The following is a 231-nucleotide window of genomic DNA, read 5'->3' as shown; positions in this document are numbered from 1 at the left end:
GCGGCAAGCCGGTCGTCTCCTCGCCGGTTTACGGCACGTACGCGAACAGCGCGAACACGTACCAGGTCATCGGCGCGGGCGGTGCATACACGTTCGGCGCGGCAACGATCGGCGCGACGTACTCGAATACGAAGTTCAAGGGCTTCTCGGCCGGTCAATACACGAACCAGACCGCGACGTTCAACAACGGCGAACTCAACTTCAAGTACCAGTTGACCCCGGCGTTGATCC

Annotated in this window: 1 pseudogene; it reads left to right on the top strand. The window is 61.5% G+C overall.

Features of this window, described 5'->3' with window-relative positions:
• A pseudogene (locus SB816_RS35380) lies at positions 1-231 on the top strand (porin); the annotation flags it as partial.

The organism is Achromobacter sp. SIMBA_011, assembly GCF_046535435.1.
Lineage (GTDB): Bacteria > Pseudomonadota > Gammaproteobacteria > Burkholderiales > Burkholderiaceae_B > Achromobacter > Achromobacter dolens.
This window is presented reverse-complemented; position numbering and strand designations above follow the sequence as displayed.